This is a genomic window from Mesorhizobium sp. M5C.F.Cr.IN.023.01.1.1 (assembly GCF_003997585.1).
Taxonomy (GTDB): domain Bacteria; phylum Pseudomonadota; class Alphaproteobacteria; order Rhizobiales; family Rhizobiaceae; genus Mesorhizobium; species Mesorhizobium wenxiniae.
The window spans coordinates 12949-31049 of record NZ_RZSU01000020.1 but is presented as its reverse complement, the minus strand read 5'-3'; the positions used below and the strand labels follow the sequence as shown (position 1 = coordinate 31049).

At 63.9% G+C, this 18101-nt stretch carries 16 protein-coding genes and 2 pseudogenes; 10 read left to right on the top strand and 8 right to left on the bottom strand.

Going from position 1 to position 18101, the window contains the following annotated elements; genetic code table 11:
- The first annotated feature begins 48 nt into the window (after positions 1-48).
- From EOA78_RS10970 to EOA78_RS10960, 3 genes and pseudogenes are all read left to right on the top strand, one after another.
- Positions 49-1548, top strand: coding sequence for an ATP-binding protein (locus EOA78_RS10970; RefSeq protein ID WP_127315180.1), 1500 nt, complete (start codon positions 49-51; stop codon positions 1546-1548).
- A 492-nt stretch (positions 1549-2040) separates the two neighbouring features.
- A complete protein-coding gene (gene ampH / locus EOA78_RS10965; protein ID WP_245477464.1) occupies positions 2041-3171 on the top strand; it encodes a D-alanyl-D-alanine-carboxypeptidase/endopeptidase AmpH in 1131 nt (376 codons plus the stop codon).
- A gap of 273 nt (positions 3172-3444) precedes the next feature.
- Positions 3445-3918: pseudogene (locus EOA78_RS10960) on the top strand (ATP-binding protein); the annotation flags it as partial.
- A 53-nt stretch (positions 3919-3971) separates the two neighbouring features.
- Here the strand turns inward: EOA78_RS10960 and EOA78_RS10955 are convergent.
- Complete coding sequence (locus tag EOA78_RS10955; RefSeq protein WP_127315178.1) at positions 3972-5120, bottom strand: amidohydrolase; 1149 nt, start codon at positions 5118-5120, stop codon at positions 3972-3974.
- 154 nt (positions 5121-5274) lie between these two features.
- Between EOA78_RS10955 and EOA78_RS10950 the strand changes: the two genes are divergently transcribed.
- A complete protein-coding gene (locus EOA78_RS10950; protein WP_127315177.1) occupies positions 5275-5913 on the top strand; it encodes a DNA-3-methyladenine glycosylase in 639 nt (212 codons plus the stop codon).
- A gap of 440 nt (positions 5914-6353) precedes the next feature.
- A complete protein-coding gene (locus EOA78_RS10945; RefSeq protein ID WP_127315176.1) occupies positions 6354-7397 on the top strand; it encodes an ABC transporter substrate-binding protein in 1044 nt (347 codons plus the stop codon).
- Positions 7398-7403: 6 nt separating this feature from the next.
- Here the strand turns inward: EOA78_RS10945 and EOA78_RS10940 are convergent, their stop codons facing one another.
- Positions 7404-8633, bottom strand: coding sequence for a winged helix-turn-helix domain-containing protein (locus tag EOA78_RS10940; RefSeq protein WP_127315175.1), 1230 nt, complete (start codon positions 8631-8633; stop codon positions 7404-7406).
- Between the two features lie 123 nt (positions 8634-8756).
- Here EOA78_RS10940 and EOA78_RS10935 point away from each other — a divergent pair, with 123 nt between their 5' ends.
- The 3 genes from EOA78_RS10935 (at position 8757) to EOA78_RS10925 (ending at position 10627) form a co-directional block, all read left to right on the top strand.
- Complete coding sequence (locus tag EOA78_RS10935; RefSeq protein WP_245477463.1) at positions 8757-9251, top strand: DUF6647 family protein; 495 nt, start codon at positions 8757-8759, stop codon at positions 9249-9251.
- 357 nt (positions 9252-9608) lie between these two features.
- A complete protein-coding gene (locus EOA78_RS10930) occupies positions 9609-10091 on the top strand; it encodes a hypothetical protein (RefSeq protein ID WP_127315174.1) in 483 nt (160 codons plus the stop codon).
- 53 nt (positions 10092-10144) lie between these two features.
- Positions 10145-10627: a GNAT family N-acetyltransferase gene (locus EOA78_RS10925; RefSeq protein ID WP_127315225.1), complete on the top strand. Its 483-nt coding sequence runs from the start codon at positions 10145-10147 to the stop codon at positions 10625-10627.
- A gap of 332 nt (positions 10628-10959) precedes the next feature.
- Here EOA78_RS10925 and EOA78_RS10920 read toward each other — a convergent pair whose 3' ends face one another.
- The 5 genes from EOA78_RS10920 to EOA78_RS10900 all read right to left on the bottom strand — a co-directional run bounded on the left by EOA78_RS10920 (position 10960) and on the right by EOA78_RS10900 (position 16731).
- Positions 10960-11946 carry an ABC transporter permease gene (locus EOA78_RS10920; protein ID WP_127315173.1) on the bottom strand — a complete coding sequence of 329 codons (987 nt, stop codon included), beginning with the start codon at positions 11944-11946 and terminating at the stop codon, positions 10960-10962.
- Entirely contained in the window at positions 11943-12914 is a 972-nt protein-coding gene (locus EOA78_RS10915; RefSeq protein ID WP_127315172.1) for an ABC transporter permease, read from the bottom strand. The genes EOA78_RS10920 and EOA78_RS10915 overlap by 4 nt, the downstream gene beginning before the upstream one ends.
- On the bottom strand, positions 12911-14449 hold the full coding sequence (locus EOA78_RS10910) for a sugar ABC transporter ATP-binding protein (protein WP_127315171.1): 1539 nt from the start codon (positions 14447-14449) through the stop codon (positions 12911-12913). Before EOA78_RS10910 ends, EOA78_RS10915 begins: the two co-directional genes overlap by 4 nt.
- Positions 14450-14736: 287 nt before the next feature.
- A complete protein-coding gene (locus EOA78_RS10905; protein ID WP_127315170.1) occupies positions 14737-15771 on the bottom strand; it encodes an ABC transporter substrate-binding protein in 1035 nt (344 codons plus the stop codon).
- A 45-nt stretch (positions 15772-15816) separates the two neighbouring features.
- Positions 15817-16731, bottom strand: coding sequence for a sugar phosphate isomerase/epimerase (locus tag EOA78_RS10900; protein WP_127315169.1), 915 nt, complete (start codon positions 16729-16731; stop codon positions 15817-15819).
- A gap of 30 nt (positions 16732-16761) precedes the next feature.
- Here EOA78_RS10900 and EOA78_RS35920 point away from each other — a divergent pair, with 30 nt between their 5' ends.
- Complete coding sequence (locus tag EOA78_RS35920) at positions 16762-17025, top strand: hypothetical protein (protein WP_164783718.1); 264 nt, start codon at positions 16762-16764, stop codon at positions 17023-17025.
- A gap of 42 nt (positions 17026-17067) precedes the next feature.
- Here the strand turns inward: EOA78_RS35920 and EOA78_RS10895 are convergent, their stop codons facing one another.
- The gene (locus tag EOA78_RS10895) at positions 17068-17850 is read right to left on the bottom strand and encodes an SDR family oxidoreductase (RefSeq protein ID WP_127315168.1); all 783 of its coding nucleotides are present in this window, start codon (positions 17848-17850) and stop codon (positions 17068-17070) included.
- A gap of 115 nt (positions 17851-17965) precedes the next feature.
- Here EOA78_RS10895 and EOA78_RS37000 point away from each other — a divergent pair.
- A pseudogene (locus tag EOA78_RS37000) lies at positions 17966-18099 on the top strand (gfo/Idh/MocA family oxidoreductase); the annotation flags it as partial.
- Between the last annotated feature and the right edge of the window lie 2 nt (positions 18100-18101).

Genomic DNA, 18101 nt, shown 5'->3' with positions numbered 1-18101 from the left:
ACGGGCTGTGATGCGGTTGATAAGCCCTCTCCCCAGGAGAGTCGAGACATGACCGTTGCGATCGAGATGGGCCACACGACCGCGGGCGCCCCGGCGGCACTGGATCTTGAGGAACTGCTGGCGACCCGCCTGCTGGTGCAGGGCAATTCGGGCTCGGGCAAATCCCATCTGCTGCGCCGGCTGCTGGAGCAGAGTGCCCCCTGGGTGCAGCAGACCATCATCGACCCCGAAGGCGACTTCGTCTCGCTGGGCGACCGTTTCGGCCATCTGGTGATCGATGCCGAGGAGCATACCGAGCGCGGCCTGCAGAGCGCCGGCGAGCGGGCGCGCATCCATCGCGTTTCCACGGTGCTCAATCTCGAGGGGCTCGACGCCGAGAACCAGATGCGGCGCGCCGCTGCCTTCCTCGGCGGGCTTTTCGAGGTCGCCCGCGACCACTGGTACCCGATGCTGGTGGTGGTGGACGAAGCGCAGCTGTTCGCGCCGGCAGTGGCGGGCGAGGTTTCGGACGAGGCGCGCAAGCTCTCTCTCGGCGCCATGACCAACCTAATGTGTCGTGGCCGCAAACGCGGGCTGGCCGGGATCATCGCAACCCAGCGGCTGGCCAAGCTCGCCAAGAACGTCGCCGCCGAGGCTTCCAATTTCCTCATGGGCCGGACTTTCCTCGACATTGATATGGCCCGCGCCGCCGACCTTTTGGGCATGGAGCGGCGACAGGCCGAGGCTTTTCGCGACCTGGAGCGCGGGCAATTCATTGCGCTGGGCCCGGCGCTGTCGCGCCGTCCGCTGAGCTTGCGCATCGGTCCGACCGATACAAGTCCGCGCAACGGCACACCGCGGCTGATGCCGCTGCCGGAAGCAGCACTGGAGGATGCCCGCGCCATCATCCTGGCTGCGCCGCCGCCGGAAACTGTCCGGCCGCAGCGCCGGTCGTCGCCGGACCTGCTCGACCAGCTGATGGCGGCGAAATCGGCGGCACTGGAAATCCGCCCCGAACCGGTGGAGCCGCCGATCAGCGCCGAGGACTTGGCGGAGCGGCGGGAGCGGGTGGACCGGGTCCTGCGCGCCGTGCTGGCGCAGCCCGACGCCGGCTTCCGTGTCATAGGCGTGCTTTATCAGGAGTTCGTGGTCCGCTGCCGCATAGAAGGCCTCGCCTCGGTCGTACCGGACCTGCCCGCCTTCCGCCGCATGCTGACGCGCGCCCGCGCCGGCTTAGGCTCCGACATGGCCGGGGATGACGCGTGGCAGGATGTCTCGGCGCGCGCCTCGCTGCTGCCCGAGGATATGCAGGGTGTGTTCATGATGATCGCCCGCGCGGCGAAGGAGGGCTGGCCCTGCCCGAGCGACGCGGCGATTGCCCGCGCCTACGGCTCACACTCGCTGCGCCGCGCACGGCGCCTGCTGACCTATATCGAGGAGCAGGGGCTGATCGTGTGCCAGCTAGACGGGACGGGGCGGCGGACGGTGACGCTGGTGGAGCTGGCCTGGGCGACGGCGCCGGGCGATCCTAATTCGGAGGAGGCGGAGCAGGGGCGTTTGGCTGTGTGAGGCGGCGGCCGAGTGCGCAAGGGGAATGCCACGCATCAAGGCGATGCACTGCCAAGCGGCAGGTACAGCGGCGAGTCTTTTTTGCACAGATAGGGCCTCGCTGGCCCGCCACAGCTCATCTGCCCGGTCTTCATCATACGACGACGAATTGGCGCGACGCAGATCCGCTTATTGTAAGTTGTTCGATGCTACAGCACTCCCTCCTGCCGACGGCGCTTTATATATCTTCTAAATTACCCGCGGGTCGGTTTGCTAATGAAGAGATCAGCCCCGATCAACTGACGAAGGACAAGAAATACGGCAGGACTGTAGCGCAAATTTCCGCCGAAACTACGCTACCGCCGCCGATTACCCCCTTCGGTTCACTCTGTTGACATCTCCTGCTTCTGGAGAGATGGTAAGATACTACGCGCCGGCCCTTTTTCCGAAGATTTTATTCTGCAGCTTTATCAAAGGATTTTGGCGATGCGTTTGTCTCGATCGCGCCGACTTATGGCCATCGTTTTGACGGCAATCGCAGCCGTCACCCTTCCCTCTTATGGACATGCCGAGGACAAGCTGCTGACGGAAGCGGTGCAGTTCAACGGTACGATCCTGTATCTCTCCACTGAGGTGCCTGGCCTGATCTTCGGCGCCGTGCGCAACGGCGAGACGGCCTTGGCGGGTTTCGGCAAGATTGCCGACGGGAGTGAAAAAGTGCCCGACGGCGACACAATGTTCCGCATCGCGTCCGTGAGCAAAGTGTTCTGCGGCAGTGTGCTTTCCTCGCTCGCGATCGACGGCAAGGTACAGCTCACCGACCGGCTGCAGGATCGCCTTGGCTGGGACGTCACGCTCCCGGAGAAAGATGGCCGCGCCCTCCGCCTGATCGATCTCGTCGCGCAAGCTTCCGGCCTTCCGCGGGAGGTGCCAGTGGCCGAGGCGCCACCCTCCGACCCCTTCTCTACCAACACCAAAGAGGCGCAGATTGTAGCCCTCAAGGACAATCCGCTGCTGTTCGCGCCGGGCACCGCCGTTCTCTATTCAAACTTCGGATACGACCTCCTCGGAGCGGCGCTCGCGAATGTCTCTGGAAAGCCTTATGCCGAGGTTCTTCGGGAGCGTGTCCTCGATCCCCTCGGCATGAAAGACACGGTTTTCAACCCAAGACCGGAGGACGAGCCGCGCCTGATGCAGGGCCATAACTTCGACGGCAGCGCCATGCCCATCGTGCCGACGAGCACAGCCATGGAGTGCGCGGGTGGGTTGTACTCGACCGCGGACGACCTGCTGCGCTGGATGAACTGGCATGTCGACAACAAGCCTTCCGCGGCCGACGCCGAGTTCCGCCTCGTGAACCACGCGGCCTTTTTGTACCGGGACGGGCTCGCGTCGGTGGTGGGGCTGGATGACGGCGGCCCGATGGACGCCATGGGTCTCGGATGGGTCATCATGCTCCCCAACGAGCATCGCCCGCTCATCCTCCAGAAGAGCGGCGGCCTGCAAGGGATGTTTCTCTATGTTGCGATTGCACCGACACGCGGCGTCGGCGCTTTCTTCGTCATGAACGAATTCAATGCTGCCGGCTTCATGGCTGGGGTCAAGACGACGAACGATCTCGTCGCAGAGATCGCTCCACGCTGATTTCCGCGCTGATCGGGGAACGTGCGCGATGATTTATGCTGTGGAGGGCCGGACGGACGGCATATTTCGCGGCGAGGCAAGCGCGACAAGGGCTATTTCCGGCCGACCGCTTAGCTATCCATTGCTGAGGACTTGCCGGCGCCGACCCGCTTCATCGCTGCTCACGGCCTGCTCAAGCGGCGGCCAAGGTTCTGCCTCTCGACTCTTTGGCATCCCGCTTTCGGAGCCGACCGCGAATGCCGCGCTGCTCGCAGTCCCGACAGCGTCAGCCGCCTCCTGGCGCAACCAGGCGCGGGGTTCCGTGTCATCGGCGTACTTTATCAGGAGTTCGTGGTCCGCTGCCGCACAGAAGGCCTCGCCTCGGTCGTACCGGACCTGCCCGCCTTCCGCCGCATGCTGACGCGCGCCCGCGCCGGCTTGGGTTCCGATATGGCAGGGGATGACGGGTGGCAGGATGTCTCGGTCCGCGCGTCGCTGCTGCCCGAGGATATGCAGGGTGTGTTCATGATGATCGCCCGCGCGGCGAAGGAGGGCTGCCCGAGCGACGCGGCGATTGCCCGCGCCTATGGCTCGCACTCGCTGCGCCGCGCCCGGCGCCTGCTGATCTACATCGAGGAGCAGGGCCTGATCGTCTGCCAGCTCGACGGTGCCGGCCGGCGGACGGTGACGCTGGTGGAGCTGGCCTGGGCGACGGCGCCGGGCGATCCCAACGCCGAGAAGGCGGAGCAGGGGAGTCTGGCGATTTGAGGGGTGGGTGCGGCGCTGTGGGGTCAAAAATCAAGGTTTGCCAGAAGATGAGGTCAGCCCAGAAGATTGCGCGCCGCACGCATGAATATTTTCGACCCGATCGGGATCAGATCGTCCGGAAAGTCGTAGTCCGGATTGTGCAACGCAGGGTGCCGCTCGCCCGCACCGAGGAAGAGCATAGCCGACGAGGCGCCGTGGCCGAACATGCCGAAATCCTCCGAAGCACGCATCGGCAGGGCTTCTTCTCCGTGCGCGACGCCTTCTTCATCGAGAGCTTGCCGCAGATGCTCTACCGCGTCCGGCGCGTTGACGCTGGCAACAAATATCTCGTGGTAGTCCCACCGGGCAGAAAGGCCATGCTGGCTAGCGATCTGTGTGACCAGCGATTCAGCGGCGGCGCACAGGTTTGCCATGCGCTCGTCGCGCCGGGTGCGCAGCGTCGCCCAGACCTCTGCATGGCCGGGCGCGATGCCGAACACAGCTTCGCCCATCGCGGCGTGGGTGACGGTGACCATGCTGAAGTCGTCGTCGGCAAAAGTTCCGCTGCCAAGTGCCGGGAGTGCCGGCATCAGCTGGCTGACCGCCATCATCGGCGAAACGCCGGTCTCGGGCATGGACGAATGCGCGGTCTTGCCTTCCAGCACGATGCGCATACCGCGTGAAGCACAGTTGACCACGCCGGGTTTGAGCCGCACTTCACCGAACGGCACACCGGGCAGATTGTGCAATGAGAAAGCGAAATCCGGCGCGATTTCGCCGAAGCGCGGATCGGCGACGACGCCAGCCGCGCCATTGCCGGTTTCTTCCGCCGGCTGGAACATCAGCACTACGCGGCCGCGGGCAGGTTTTTCGCGCCCCAACTGGCGGCCAAGTGCTGCCAGGATCGCGGTATGTCCGTCATGGCCACACATATGCGACTTTCCAGACACGAGTGATGAATGCGGCACGCCTGAAAGTTCTTCAATCGGCAAGGCATCGAGTTCCGAGCGGAACATGACCGTCGGCCCCTCTTTGCCACTTTCATATATCGCCGCCACGCCGTGCCCGCCCAATCCGGTCAGCACCTTGTCCGGCTTCGTATCGGCGAGGAAGTCGACAACCTCTCCAGCGGTCTTCTCTTCTTCATTCGAGATTTCCGGGTTCTGGTGCAGCTTGCGCCGCCACGCCGTAAGCTCGACAATGTCTCGATTGGTAAGGGGCACGTGGTCCAACTCCGTTTGCGCTCCATTCTAAGCAAAAGCAGCCAATGCTCCAGGGTCAAGGAGTTTCGATGGAAGACCGGGAGATCAGAGCGGCCTTGGCTTGTAAGAACCAGTATTTCGGCGATCGGTTCGAGCCTGGGCCTTCCCGCCCACAATGGGTCGAGCGGATACCGTGAAGCCTGGCCGCTATGATCACACCCCGCTCGCCCGCGCGGAGTTGCCTGATGATACGGCCGTTCTTGCCCGCTATCTCATCGGCAAGCTGGTGGTGCGGGCGTTGCCGGAAGGCATCGTCAGTGGCCGCATTGTCGAGACCGAGGCCTATGTCGCCGGGGATGCCGCCGGGCACGGTTACCGGGGAATGACCCCGCGCAACCGTTCGCTGTTTCTCGAGCGCGGGCACGCCTATGTCTATCTCGCCTATGGCGTCTCATACATGCTGAATGTTTCGAGTGAGACGGCTGGGATCGGAACCGGCGTCTTGATCAGGGCGCTCGAGCCGCTCGAAGGCATTGCGATCATGCAGCACAATCGCAGCGTCGAGCGCCTGCGCGACCTGGCGCGAGGACCGGGACGGCTCGCCGCCGCGTTGCGCATCGATCGTTCGCTCGACGGGCTCGATCTTTGCCGGCAAGGCCCGCTATGGCTGGCACGCGACGAGGTTGAGCCCGGCGAAATCGGGCAGAGCATCAGGATCGGCATTTCGAAGGATGCGGACCGCCTGCTGCGGTTTTATGTCAGGGGGAGTACGTTCGTCAGCGGCCCGGGATCGCTGAGCCAGGGGCAGCAATAGTAGCAGAGTTGTAGGTAGAGCATCGAAGTCTGATTTGCGCCTCTTGATTCTAGCAGTACGCCCGGCGAGAAATCTCTTTCTACTTCAGGGGCATGCCCTCCCGAGCACCAGACTTTTTCAACACTATCCGCCAGTAGCGGCCAATTGGGTACCAGGTATTGAATGACCGCAAAGGGGCCGTGAGCAGACCGGCGGCTTCGGGCTACGAATCTTTAAGAGCGGACATTCAGCCGGTCGATATCATCGCTACCGGACCTTCGCCTCCAGCTGGCCGAAGGCCCGCCCTGAGCTGCCGTCAACCGTGGCATGGAAGGTGATTGCGCCTTCTGCCCAGATGTCCGGGATTCCTTTTACGGCTTAGACTACTCGGTGGGTAACGTGGTAAGTTCGAGTGCCAACGGCGAGGGGTTTCACTCCGCCGCGGCGCCGAGATTGGAGCCATGCCGACTGTTTCCCAAGTTCTTCGTCCTCTTGGTGGGTTGGCGCTCGCCCTCTGGCTGGCGACGAACCCTGCCGTCAGCCAGGAAGTGGTCGTGCATTGGCGCATGAACAGTCTGCTCCATCCCAAGCTCTTCGGCGAGGCTGGTGAGCGTTTCGCCGAAACGGTGCGCCGGCTGTCGGACGGCAGCTTCGTCATCGAAGTTCATGACCGGCTCGTGCTCGATCAGGACACGTTCGGTGCCCTGAATTCAGGCCTGGTCGACGCGGTTTGGGGTTCGGCTGGCCATCACCACCGCGAGGACCCTGCGCTGACAATCTTTACCGGCTTCCCCTTTGGTCCGGATCCGGCGGGCTTTACAGCCTGGATGAAAGGGGGCGGTGGCGCCGAGGCGCTCGAGGCGATCTACGCCCGCCACGGAATGAAGAGCCTCTATTGCGGTATCCTTCCCGCTGAAGGCGGTGGCTGGTTCCTTGCGCCAGTCGAGAGTTCCGCCGATCTGGGGGGGCTGGCGATGCGCAGCTTCGGTTACGGCGCCCGGGTGCTGCAGAAGCTGGGGGTTGTCACCTACGAGCTTCCGGCCGAGGAGATCCGGCCGGCTCTGGAGGTTGGCTTGATCGATGCGGCCGAATTCTCGCTGCCGTCCATAGATGCCGAGCTCGGAATCGCGGAGGTCGCCAAACACCTCTACTTCCCAGGCTGGCAGCAGCCGGTGACCTCACTTGAAATTCTAATGCCGGAGAAGACCTGGGCCGCGCTCTCAAATCACAACCAGGCAGTGCTGGAGACTGCCTGCGGCGATACCCTGTCCTGGACCGCGGCGAAAGCAGCGGTTCAACAGGTCGAGGCCATCGCGATTTTTCGCAGTGTGGGCGTCGAGCTGCATGCCTGGCCTGACGAAGTGCTTCTTGATCTGAGGGAGGCGTGGAATGAGATAATCGCGGAGGAGATCGCCCGAGACCCTCTGCTCGCCGAAGCCTGGACGAGTTATCTGCGATTTCGCGACGGATACGGCGATTGGCAGGCGCGCGCATACGCCAAGTAGCCGGGATCAGTCCGGCATGCCAGCCAACCTGAGCCCCTCCATCACCATGGCGAGGCCATTTTCGTCGGCAAGGCCGTCGAACGACTGCGCCACGCCCGCAACGGTTTGCTCAGGCCGGTTCCCAAGCGCGGCCGTGACGACCCTGGCCGCTTCTTCCATCCGGCCAGCATGTGCAAGGCTCGCGGCGAAGAGCCATCCTGGCCACCACCGCGCGTTTGCAAACGTCCCGGCGCCATAGAGCGGACCAAGTTCCTCTGCAGCTCGCGCCGGCTCTCCCGCGAGCAGGTAGCTCAGGCCGGCGACTTGGTGGTGCCACTCGGGCGGCGTCGGATCGAGGCGCAGAGCCTGCTGGATTGTCAGGACCGCCTCGTCCGAACGGCCTGTCAGGGCCAGTGCTTGGGCAAGCACCGCCAGATTGTCGGAATCCTCAGGATCGATCGTCACCGCCGCTCGGGCATTCGCAAGTGCGTCGACGCGCGAGCGCATCTCCGGGAAAGGGGAGAGCAGCCGCATCTCGGCGAGCAGCCGGTGCGGTCGAGCACCGCCCCCAAGCGCAACTGCGCGCTCCACCATCTCGAGCGCCCGCGCCATCTCGCGGCGGCCGCCTCCCCAAGCAAGGTGCTGGACTTCCAGCCAGTAGCTCAGTCCGAGGCTTGCCCATGCCCCTGCATGCCCGGAATCCTCGGCTACCACCGCCTCGAGAAGTTCCCGCGCATGTTCGTTGTCCCCACGCCGCCGCCAGTCTCGTGCCGTCAGGAGCGCGTCCGCCTGCACAACCGCTCGATCTGCCGCACTTAGTTCCACCACGGCGTCCCCCGATTGGCCCAACCAGAGAGTGGTCATCGCCATGATGAGCGCTGCGGTCAGTCCGCTCGCCCATGCCATCCAGGGCTTCCAGCCAGCCTGGGCCGGTTCCTCCGCATCGAAACCCCGGCCTACGAGCATATATCCTCGCCTCGGTACCGTTCGCAGCAGGATCATCCCTTCCGGGCCAAGCGCTCTGCGGATATCGCTGACGCATTGCGCAAGAGAGTCATCGGAGACGAACACATCCGGCCAAGTCGCCTGAACGAGATCGTCCTTGCTGACCAGCTGTCCGCGTCGCTCCGCGAGCACCTCAAGCACCCGGTATGACTTCGGCCGCAGGAATCGCTCCGTACCGGCACTATCCTGAAGGCAACCGCGCGTACGGTTCAGGACGAAATCGCCGAAGCGAATGGTGCGTAGGTAATCCATACCGGATCCCGAAGCTGCGACGGCCAGATTGTAGCAGGATTTCGGGAATCTTTCAGCGAGCTTTCATGACCTCCAGCGCCGGCCGGCCCAGCCTCGGTTTGATCATCACCGGAGGAGGCGCCCATGCGCAGATCAGTTGTAGGACTCGCCGCCCTGTGCCTGACCGCGGCGAACCCGGCCGCCGCTGCCGAGCCGGTAGACGCGCCACCTGTGCTCGAGACCATCGGTCTCTGGCTCGCGGCGAACTTCGACCTGCCTTTGGCGGAGCCTCCCGCACTTGTCAGTGTACCTGCCAGCAAACTCACCACGATGCGCTACGGTGCTGGGTCTACCGTCTCGTCGCAAGAGGTAATTGCCGTTTATGATGAAGGCCGAAATACCATCTTTTTCACCGCAGGCTGGACGGGTCGCAACCCGGCCGAACTCTCGGTGCTGGTACACGAGATGGTTCACCATCTGCAGTCGGCCGCCGAGATGCGCTTCGCCTGTCCGGGAGAGCGGGAAGCGCTCGCCTATCGTGCCCAGGACGCCTGGCTTCGGCTGTTCGGCACCGACCTGAAAAGCACCTTCGGCATCGACGCCGCGACGCTGCTGGTTGCCACGGTCTGTACCCACTAGAGCCGTGTCCAGAACCATGAGCGAATGATCCCTCCGGGGCCGGTGGCGGACAGGCAGCTTTAGGTGCTCGAACAGCGATACCAGACATTCAAGTGGGACCGAGGTCGCCAATTGACCCCTTGCTGACCTCGTGAGCCGGGGTCTTTTGCCAGAAACCGGATATTAGCCGCGACCAGTGCTCATTACTCTTCCTGATTTTCCTCGAGGTAGGCGGGGCCGGCCTGATAGACTCGTTCACGATGCGTCGGTACACTGCCGGACTGCTTTCAGACGAGAGCAATCGCGCTGACCGAGGAACGCATCCAGCGTCGACTCGCCGCCGTAATCGCGGCAGATGTCGTTGGCTACAGCCGCCTCATGGAAACGGATGAGACCGGGACGCTGGCCGCACCAGATGAAGGCGCGGCGGAACTGACCACGGCCCTTCGGATCGACCCCAATCATGCCGATGCCTGGGCGTTCCTGGGGCAACTGAAGGCATTCGAGGGAAAGGCTATCGAGGGTATCGAACATCTGCGCCACGCCACTCGCCTCAATCCACATCCGCCAGGGTGGTACTACTGGCTTCTCGGGCTCGCCCAATACGCGGCGGGCCACTACGCCGATGCCGTCGAAACACTCCGGCATGAGGCGACGCATCGGCTCGGGTCTCAACGCATCTTGGCTGCAGGTCTGGCGCGGCTGGGGCAAATGGAAGAGGCCAAGGAGGAAGCAAGGGAATTCCTCGCCTTGAACCCGGATTTCTCGATCCAGCATTGGGCAAGCACGCAACCTTTCCGGCACGAGGCGGATCGACAGCACTTCATCGACGGGTACGAGGCGGCCGGCTTACCACGGTAGGACTGAACGTGGGCCGCAACCCCGTTCGCGCAAACTTTGGGTACAAGACTTTGCTGACCATTCGCGGTGCCGCACCTGCCGACGCAGACGCCATTTGGAAGATACTCGAGCCCGTCTTGCGGGCAGGCGAAACCTACGCACTACCGCCTGACTGGAGCCGATCGAAGACGCTGTCCTACTGGTTTTCTCCGAATCACGAGGTGTTCGTCGCAGAGATGAATGAACTGGTGATGGGAACTTATTTTCTACAAGCCAATCAACTAGGCGGCGGTGCTCATGTCGCCAACTGTGGCTATGTCACCGCGCAGAACTCGATCGGTCGAGGCGTTGCAACGGCGATGTGTCAGCACTCTCTGAGGTACGCGACAGAACGAGGCTTCCGGGCCATGCAGTTCAACTGCGTGGTCAGTTCCAACGAACGCGCAGTCAAGCTCTGGCGTCATCTTGGGTTCGAAATCATTGGAACGATTCCGCAAGGTTTCGAGCACCCCATTCTGGGATTCGTGGACGCACTGATAATGCACCGAGCGCTCTGACTGCCCAGTTATATAGTAGCCCTGATGCGCAATGTCCGGATGAGGCAGCCGTCCGAGTGCTTGCCTGAGTTGAAACCTTTCGCCGCCGCGGACATCATCGCCGAATCCTCTTCTGCTCAAGAGGACCGAAAAAAGGACTTCACACCCGCAGCAACGCCGACTTTTTCAACGATATCGGCGCAACCTCGACCTACAGGTTCGCCATCGGCGATGTCTGCATTTGGTTAGTGGCAAAGGCGCCCTCAACGACCAACATGGGCGCAAAGCCGCTTTTCGGTCAGTGCCGCAGGACGCCCCCGTTCGGTCAAGAGCAGCCGTACGTCTCAACGCCGCTACCGATCCTCAATTATCCGCAAATAAGCCGCCGTGACAAACAGCACGATCAGCCCAAACAGTATCCGCCTTGCCCCCTCCGGCATTTGCAGAATAGTCAGCAGCGTCGTCAGAACGGTGAGGATCAGCGCCCCGATGATGGTGCCGGTGTAGCCGCCGCGGCCGCCGAAGATCGAGGTTCCGCCGATCACGGCGGCAGCCACCGAAGGTAGCACCAGCGGCTCCGCCAACGACAGCGACGGTGCCTTGATCAGGCCGATATAGAGCAGCCCGGTAATGCCGGCGAGCACGCTCGAGATGACGTAGAGCGCTGTGATCACCTGCCAGTAGCGGACGCCGGACAAGCGTGCTGCCCCTTCATTGTCGCCGACTGCGTAAAGAAGACGGCCGAAGCCGGTGCGGTTCAAGGTGAAGACGATGAGGACGGCGATTGGCACGAACAGCAGCAGCGCATTGGGCACGCCATAGGTGAGGCCGGTGCCCAGCCAGGCCAGGAAGGGCGGAATCTTGGCGCCCGAAGCGATCACGGTGCGCTGGTAGACCTGCAGGCAGCCGGTGCCGATCAGGCTGGTGCCGAGCGTCATAATCAGCGGGTGGACGCGAAAGACGCCGACACCGATGCCGTTGACCAGGCCGATGAGCACCGCCGGCACCAATGCGATGAGGATCGCCACCGCTGGGTCATGATTGACGACCTGCGTTGCCATGATGAAGGCGCTCATCGTCGCCACGGTTCCAACCGACAGATCGATGCCGCCGGTGAGCATGGTCATGGTCTGGCAGCCGGCAAGAATGGCCAGCGGGATGGCAAATTTGACCGTGTTGGCGAGCCATCGCTCGTTGACGATGCCGGGGCGCAGGATCTGCAGGATCACCACCAGGAGGACGAGCAGGATGATCAGCGGAATCAGCGGCCGGTCGGCCATGAACCGCTTAAGGCGGCGGCCGAAGGGGGTAGGCTGGTTCATGGTCGCACTGGTGCTCATGATGGGCGGCTCCGCATGGTGATGAAGGCGCCGAACATGACGACGGCGACCATGATCGCGCCTTCGATAATTGCGGTGACGTTGGGATCGATGGCCAGCAGCGTCAGGTCGGTGCGTACCAGCCGCAGCACGAAGACCGCAACGATCGGGCCGAGCAGCCCGCCCTTGCCGCCGCCCAATGCGACGCCGCCGAGCACGACCGCCGCCACGCTGGCAAGAAGATAAGGGCCGGGAATGGGGGCGCCGATGCCTGTGCTCATGGTCAGCGCCAGCCCGCCCATGGCAGCGAAAAGCCCCGACAGAGCATAGGCGATGATCTTGGTGCGCGCGACAGGCACGCCGCTGCGAAATGCCGCGAGCTCGCTGCTGCCGATGGCGTAGATCGAAAGGCCGAGTTTTGAGCGCTTGAGCGGTATCCAGATGATGCAGAGGCAGACGACCAGAAGCACCAGCGCTTTCGGTATCCAGGCAGAAATCCCGGGCAGCCCCGGGATCGGGACTGTCCCGACGATGGTCGCCCGCAGCCATTCGGCCACCGAGCCGCCGGGCGCGCCGAGGACCAGCAGCGCCGCGCCCTGCAGAACGAAGAGGGTGGCCAGCGTGACGACGATATCGGGCACGCGGGTGACGACGATCAGCATGCCGTTGACGGCGCCCAGCACCAGTCCCATGGCCAGCACGAACGGCACGACGAAAAGCGCGTATTCCTCGCTGGCGCCATCCATCATCGAGGCAGCGGTGACGCTGGTCAGCGCCATCATGGCGCCGACGGAAAGATCGATGCCGCCGGCGATGACGACAATCGTCTGGGCGGCGACGGCAAAGGCGTAAGGCAGCACCGCGCGCACCAGCGAGCCGAAATCGCCGCTGCCATAGCCCGGCTGGATGAGCCTGGTGATCACCAACAGGACCACGAAGAGGACAAGCAGGCCGGCGACCCAGCCCTGGCGACGGACGAGGCGGGTCAAGGTTTCGCCACCGGGCTTGAGTGGATATCGGCAAGGATGCCGACGTCCTCCTTGGCGCCGCGCGGCAAGCCATAGGCGGCGCGCATCAGTGCCGGCTCGTCGGCGAGTTCGACGGGGAAGACGTCGACGACGCGCCCCCCAAAGATGACGATGACGCGATCGCAGACACGCTGCACCTCCTCGAGCTCGGATGTATAGAACAGCACCGACTTGCCCTGGTCGGCGAGTTCGCGCAGCATCTTGTAGATCTCCTGCTTGGTGCCGACATCGATGCCGCGCGTCGGGTCGAAGCAGAGGATGGTCTGTGCTTCAGCGGCGATCCAGCGGGCGATCGTCACCTTCTGCTGGTTGCCGCCGGACAGGCGCTGCACCTCGCGCTGGGCGCGTGTGTCGATCTGTAGACGCTCGATCGCATTGACGACCTTGGAGCGCTCCTGCGCCATGTTGATCGGCCCCCAGTTGCGCAAGGCGGAGCTGAAGGGGAGCGCGATGTTTTCGCGCACCGAGCGCTGCATGGTCAGGGCTTCGGTGCGGTCGCCGGGCACATAAGCGATGCCGGCGCGGATCGCATCGGCCGGATGCGCGAATTTCACCGGCTTCCCGTCCACTTCGATCGTGCCGCCGGACGGGCGGATTGAGCCGGCCAACGCGGCGAAGAGCTCGTCCTGGCCTTGGCCCTCGAGCGCGACGATGCCCGCGACCTCGCCGTTGGCCAGGTCTAACGACACGTCGTTGAGCTTGGTGCCGACACGAAGGTTCGCCACGCCGAGGCGCGGGCGGCTATCCCCAGGCGAAGCGGCCTGGCTCGCCTGGCGCGCCGCCACGCGTGTTTTCTCGATCCTGGCGCCGAGCATCATCTCGACGATGCGCTCCTCGACGCCCGGCTCGATGTCGACGACGCCGACGGTCTCGCCGTCGCGAAGCACGGTGGCGCGGTCGCAAAGCGCCGATATCTCGACAAAGCGGTGGGAAATGAAGATCACCGAACGGCCGCTGTCGCCCTGGCGGCGAACCACCTCAAGCACCTTCTCGGCCAGGTTTGCCGGCAGTGCTGCGGTCATCTCGTCGAGCAGCAAAACGTCGGGCTCGACCGCCAACGCCCGCGCCAGATCGAGCACGCGCAGCACGGCAAGCGGAATGTCGCGCGCAGTGTCGCGGATGTCGAGGTCGGGAATGCCAAGTTCGCGCACCCAAGCGCGGAACGGCTCTACCGGCGTGTCGGTCAGCCGAAGGTTGGAGGCGACGTCGAGATCGGGGATGAGCGACGGTTCCTGATAGACGGGAAGCAGGCCGGCGCGTCGCGCATCGGCGGGCGAGCGCACGTCGCGGGCTTCGCCGCGGATCAGGATATGCCCGGTATCGGCGCGGATGGCGCCGGTCAGGATTTTTACGAGCGTCGATTTGCCGGCGCCATTGGCGCCCATCAGGGCGTGCACCTCACCCGGCAGGACCGACAGCGACGCGTTGCGCAGCGCCACCACGGCGCCGTAGGTTTTCACGACGCCGGTGGCGTCCAGGAGGGGGTTTGTAGTCAAATCGCTTTGCTCTCGGTTTATGCCGGCTCAAATCATTTCGCGCTGGCGCCGTCCCTCACCTGCCTGCTGGCATGCTCTCTCCGTACAGAGACGGGGAGAGGGCGTTGTCATCGCCGGTTTCGCCAACTCACCGTCGCAGGAAGAGCGCCGGAGTTGCGGCCGGCCCCCTTCTCCCCGTCACTATACGGGGAGAAGTGCCCGGCAGGGCGATGAGGGGCGGCGCCAACCTCGGCAATTGACCGTCTCCGGACAAGTTGGAAACGGTCATGGTCTGCAGCGAAAGCCCGTTACTCGCCCGGGCCCTTGCAGGCGATGATCTGGTCCTTGGTGTAGGTGGTCCACTCCGGAATGGAGATCGAGATCGGCCATTCCGGGCTCAGCGAAGGGTCGGCTACGCTCTTCAGCTTGGCCTTGCCCTCCTCCGTGGCGTTTTCCCAGAGCTGCGGCTCGACCAGCACGGTCTGCTCCGCCGGCTTCTTGCCGTTCAGGATCTGCAGAGCCAGCGTCACGCCGGCGCCGCCGATCGAGCCGGGGTTGGTCACTGCCGCGCAAACGAGGCCTTCGACCGAGTTCAGCTGGCCGACGAAGCCGGCATTGTCGGCGCCGACCACCGGCACCAGCGGCGTCTGCGACTCGACCAGCGCGTCGACGATCACATTGTCGATGCCCGAGGTCCAGATGCCGTTGAACGGCGATCCGGTGGCTATGAAATCGAGGATCTGCTGCTTGCCCTGATCCTGCTGCCAGCCGGTGAAGACCTCATGCACGACCTTCACATCGGGGAATTCGGCAAGCGCCTTCTTAAAACCTTTGTCGCGGTCGCTGTCGGCCGAGGCGCCGGCGGCGCCGCGCATGTAGACCACGTCGCCCTTGCCGCCGATCTGCTGGAACAGCCATTTGGCGCCGAGATAGGCGTACTGCTCCTGGTTGTTGGAGATGATGTAGGCCGAGGGCTCGGTGACCGCCTGGTCGACGGCAACGACGACGATGCCGGCCTTGGTGGCTTCCTCGAGCGCCGACTTGATGCCGGCCGGATCGGCCGGGTTGACGACGATGGCGTTGACCTTGGCGCTGATCAGGTTGCGGATGTCCTCTAGCTGGCCGGCGGCGTCGGTGTTGCGATGGGCGATGTTCAGCTTGGTGATCTCGCCGGAGGCCAGCGCCTGCGCCTTGATGGCGCAGATCATTTCCTCGCGCCAGCCATTGCCCTGCACCGTGTTGGAAACGCCGATCGTGTATTTGGCTTCAGCGGACGAGACGCCCACCGAAGCCAGAAACGCCGCGCCGGCAAGCAGCGGGACCATTGCCAGATATTTTTTCATTTCAGTCTTCCTCCACATTGATCTCGTTTCAGTTCGAAAAGGGGCTCATTTCACCAAGGGGCGCAGCACGTCGCGGGCCAGCAGAAAGCCGCGCTTGACGCTTTCATCGCTCCCCTCAAACCGCCGGTCCTCGTGCTCGATGATGATGGGCCCGTCGTACCCGGCCCGGTAGAGGCCGGAGAAGATCACATTCCAGTCGACATCGCCAAGCCCCGGCATGCGCGGCACCTGCCAGCCCATGCCGGCCGACAGAATACCGCGCTCGTAAAGTCCATCATGGTCGATCATCAGGTCCTTGGCATGGACATGCAGCATGTACGGGCCGAACTCCCTGATGAAGCGGGCCTGGTCGATCATCTGCCAGACCAGGTGAGACGGGTCGAAGTTCATGCCGACATCGCCGCCCCAGGCCTCGAGGATGCGGCGCCAGATGTACGGCGAGTAAGCGATGTTGTGCCCGCCCGGCCACTCGTCATAGCTGAAGATCATCGGGCAGTTCTCGAATGCCAGCTTGACGCCGTTGTCGCGCGCATGGGCGATGATATCGGGCCAGACTGTGAGCGCCTCTTGCCAGTTGGCGTCGATGGTTTTTGCAGCGTCGCCGCCGCAAAAGGTGTTGACCAGCGGAACGCCCATATGGCTCGCCAGCACGATCACCTTCTTCAGATGGTCGATGACGGTCTTGCGGTGGGTGGCATCAGGATGCAGCGGATTGGGGTAGAAGCCGAGGCCCGAGATCGACAGCTTGTTTTCCGCCAGTGCGGCCGCGATTTCCTTGGCCTGCGAGGCCGAGGTCGAGGCGGCGTCGATATGGCTGGTGCCGGCATAGCGCCGGGAGGCGCCTGAGGATTTCGGCCAGCAGGCGATCTCCAGCGCCTCGAAGCCGGCCGAACTTGCCCAGTCGGCGACCTCGCCGAGCGGGGTGTCGGCAAAGGGTGCGGTGAGCAGTCCGAGCTTCATGTTGCCCTCCCCTGGTCGTGGCGACCTACTATGCCGATTGTGCGGGCCGCTTCAACCGTGCGACTGGTCGACAATGCGCAAAGCTGTCTGAGCCATCGGATCGTCGCAGAGCAAGCCGTCGTGACTGGCTGTGACAGCCGTGCGGAAATCATCGTTGGCGGCGATCCAGCCCGCCAGGCCGCGCCACCCGGCAAAGCAGCGGTGGAAGGCGCCGACGCCGATATGGGCGATGCCCGGGGCCAGCGCCGTCCGGTCGTAAGACGGTTTTTGGAGCCGAGGAAGGAAGCCGGCTAAGCAGTGCCGGGCCGATTGCTTCGAGAGGTGCGACAGCAGCCTTCACCGGTTCGCCCCTACGACCCATTGCTCCTGGTCGATCAGGGCGCCGGTCATCGGCCCGGAGGCGTCGGAGAGCAGGAAGACGGCGAGGTTCGCCACCTCGTCGGCCGCCAGCAGGCGCCCGAAAGGCTGCGACGCGTTGGCCGCGTCGATCCAGCCCGAGCCGTGCCCGAGCGTCTCAGCCTGCATGATGCGTTCGGCCGGGGTGTCGGTCCAGCCGACATTGATGCCGTTGACGCGGATGCGGTCGAAACGATGCGCGTTGGCGGCGTTGCGGGTCAGTGTAGCGAGCGCGCCCTTGGTGGCGGAATAGACGGCGAGTTCGGGCGAGCCGCAATGCGCGTTGATCGACAGGATGTTGACGATGGCGCCGCCTTGACCCTGCTTGCGCATCTGCGTGATGGCTGACTGCATCAGGAAAAAGGGCGCCCGCGCGTTGACGGCAAACAGCGCCGCCCAATCGTCGAGGTCGGCATCGAGAAACGAGGCGCGATTGGTCAGGCCGGCGGCGTTGACCAGCGCGTCGATGCCTCCGAAGCGGCTGATACATTCGTCCACCAGCCGCGCCGGCGCCGTGGTATCAGCCAGATCGGCGGCGACAAAAGTGGTCGGCGTACCTATCTCCGAAAGCGATGCGGCGACCTCGTTGCCACGCGCGGGCTCGCGTCCGGTGACCAGCAAGCCGCCGGCGCCAGAACGGGCGAGCGTCTCGGCGATCGCCCGGCCAATGCCTTGTGTCGCGCCGGTGACCAGCACCACCTTGCCGTCCAGCCGAAGCTCCATTCCTCCTCCCGGAACAAAGTTTTCCATTTTCTCCAGATTAGGGAACGCCAATTCCCGATAGTCAATCTTCCAGGGAGTTTTCAAATCATGGTCTTACGCAATTACTGACGGATCCATGCGTGAATGCTTGCGGGGTCGGCATGGGTGCGTGGCAGCCGCAACGCCTTTATCGGCGCCGTGCACCGGCTGGCCATGCACCTCGACGACCAGATTGCGCTGGTTGCCGGCGCATTGTCTTCGGATTCCGAAAA